The organism is Marinobacter manganoxydans MnI7-9, from assembly GCF_000235625.1.
GTDB lineage: Bacteria > Pseudomonadota > Gammaproteobacteria > Pseudomonadales > Oleiphilaceae > Marinobacter > Marinobacter manganoxydans.
Genome location: NZ_AGTR01000007.1, coordinates 1 through 2,492, shown reverse-complemented (window position 1 = coordinate 2,492; position 2,492 = coordinate 1). Strand labels below are relative to the sequence as shown.

The 2,492-nt window shown below is 56.7% G+C and carries 3 protein-coding genes; all 3 read left to right on the top strand.

All coding sequences use genetic code 11. The annotated features are described in order from the left end of the window. The first annotated feature begins 82 nt into the window (after positions 1 to 82). Genes tnpA through tnpC form a run of 3 tightly spaced genes read left to right on the top strand, consistent with a single transcriptional unit; the run spans position 83 to position 2,460 of the window. Complete coding sequence (tnpA, locus tag KYE_RS01320; protein ID WP_008169631.1) at positions 83 to 391, top strand: IS66 family insertion sequence element accessory protein TnpA; 309 nt, start codon at positions 83 to 85, stop codon at positions 389 to 391. Continuing rightward, on the top strand, positions 391 to 759 hold the full coding sequence (gene tnpB / locus KYE_RS01315) for an IS66 family insertion sequence element accessory protein TnpB (protein WP_008169629.1): 369 nt from the start codon (positions 391 to 393) through the stop codon (positions 757 to 759). Before tnpA ends, tnpB begins: the two co-directional genes overlap by 1 nt. A 57-nt stretch (positions 760 to 816) precedes the next feature. Beyond that, entirely contained in the window at positions 817 to 2,460 is a 1,644-nt protein-coding gene (tnpC, locus tag KYE_RS01310) for an IS66 family transposase (RefSeq protein ID WP_008169627.1), read from the top strand. Positions 2,461 to 2,492 lie beyond the last annotated feature (32 nt).

The following is a 2,492-nucleotide window of genomic DNA, read 5'->3' as shown; positions in this document are numbered from 1 at the left end:
TAAGCGCCAATAAATCCGCACCTGTGGCTGGCAACTGAATTTCGCCACACTGATTCCTGCTTTCAAATGAAGGAGGAATCCGATGACCACCCCTGATTTACATCAGTTCTGGCAACAGACGCTATCGGACTGGCAGGCCTCGGGCCTGTCCGGTGCCGCCTACTGCAAACAAGAGTCCCTTGTTTACCACCGGTTTGTCTACTGGCGGCAGAAGCTGACTGGCCGCGAGGAGCCCAGCAAGCCGGTTCAAACTCGATCCGGATTCGCCCGCGTGGCACCGGTTGCGAATGCCGGAGCCGGTCTGACCGTGTCACTGCCCGGCGGCGTATCAATCACCGGCCTGCACGCTGGCAACATTGAGTTGCTGGGCGCGGTGCTGAGGCAGATGTGATGCGTCACCGCTATCTGCGTCCCTCCTGGGATCTGCCGGAGATCTATCTGTACCGAAAGCCGATCGACTTCCGCAAGCAGGCCAACGGCCTAGCCCTGCTGGTGGAACAGGAACTGGGGCACAGCCCGTTCTCTGGAGCGCTTTATGCCTTCACCAACCGGCAGCGGAACAAGATCAAATGCCTGATGTGGGAAGACAACGGCTTTGTGCTCTATTACAAAGCTCTGGCTGAAGAAAAGTTCAAATGGCCAGGACCCGCGGATGACTTGATGTCGCTGACCGGTGAGCAGATCAACTGGCTGCTGGACGGCTACGACATCACGCTGTTGAGAGGCCATAAAACCCTGCATTATGAGAGCGTTGGATAGTGCTTTTAGTAGCACTTTTTTGGTGTGCCAGGACGTTGTTTTTGCTATAATTTCGCCATGAAATCAACGCCTGATAACGCCTCTTCAACTCCCGATTTCAGCGGTCTCTCCACCGCTGAAATGATGTCTGTTATCAGCAATCTGCAAGCACAGCTGGCCGCTAAAGAAGACGCCCTCCAGAACCAACAAGTTCAACTGAAACAGCACGACGAGACCCTCCAGCGTCGCGACAACTATATCGCCATCCTCGAAGAACTGCTGCGTCACAAGAAGATCCAGCAGTTCGCGGCCAGCAGTGAAAAGCAGCCCAACCAGATCCTGCTGTTCGATGAAGCGGAGCTGGAAATCGAGATTGATGAACTGCGCGAGGAGCTGCCCGAGGATGTCGAAGAGGCCGACGCTCCTCGTCGTTCCCGCAAGCGTCGTCAGCGTGGCTTCTCTGATACGCTACTGCGCGAGCGCATTGAACTGACCCTCAGCGACGAAGAGAAAGCCGGTGCCACCAAGACCTTCTTCACCAAGGTGAAAGAAGAGCTTGAATATATCCCGGCCCAACTGAAAGTGCTGGAGTACTGGCAGGAAAAGGCGGTGTTCGAGCAGGACGGCGAAGAACGGATTGTTGCGGCTGCTCGGCCAGCACACCCGCTGGGTAAGTGCATCGCCACCCCATCACTGCTGGCCTGCCTCATTACCTCCAAGTATGCCGACGGCCTGCCGTTGTACCGGCAGGAACAGATGTTCCAGCGCCTGGGGCATGAAGTGAGTCGCACCAGCATGGCTCACTGGATCATCCGGTTGAATGACGTCTTCCAACCGCTGATCAACCTGATGCGGGAAACCCAGAACGGCAGTGATTACCTGCAAGCCGATGAAACCCGGATCCAGGTGCTCAAGGAAGACGGCAAATCGGTCCACTCCGACAAATGGATGTGGGTCACCCGGGGTGGCCCACCGGGACAACCCTCGGTTCTGTTCGAGTACGACCCATCGCGAGGTGGCAAAGTGCCGGTGCGCCTGCTGGATGACTTCCAGGGCATTCTGCAAGCCGATGGCTATTCCGGCTACGGTCAGGTCTGTGCCGCGAACAAGCTGACGCGGATTGGATGCTGGGACCACGCGAGACGTAAGTTCGTGGAAGCGTCCCGGGCTGCGCCGGCCAAAGGCAAAAAGGGCCAGCCCTCAAAAGCGGATGTGGCCCTGAGCCACATCCGCAAACTGTACGCCATTGAAAAGGCCGCCCGAGATCTGAGCGATGAAGAGCGCTATCAGTTACGTCAGGAAAAGAGTCTGCCATTGCTCAACACCTTCAAAGCCTGGCTGGAGAAAAATGCCGCCAAGGTGATGAAAGGCCTGCTCACCCGTAAGGCCATGGATTACACCCTGAACCAGTGGGACTATCTGGTTGGTTACTGCGAACGCGGTGACCTGAACATCAGCAATGCCGGTGCCGAGAACGCTATTCGCCCGTTTGCCCTCGGCAGAAAGGCCTGGCTCTTCGCCGATACCTCACAAGGGGCGAAAGCCAGCGCCACCTGCTATTCGCTCATCGAAACCGCCAAGGCCAATGGCCTGGAGCCTTCCGCTTATATCCACCATGTGCTGGAACGAATTGCTAAGGCCGACACGCTGGAGAAGCTTGAAGCCTTGCTGCCCTGGAATGCCGAGTTGTTGGCTTTGAAAAAAGTGGCTCAATACGATTAGGGCAAGTGGGTCGATTTAACGGCGCTTACCGT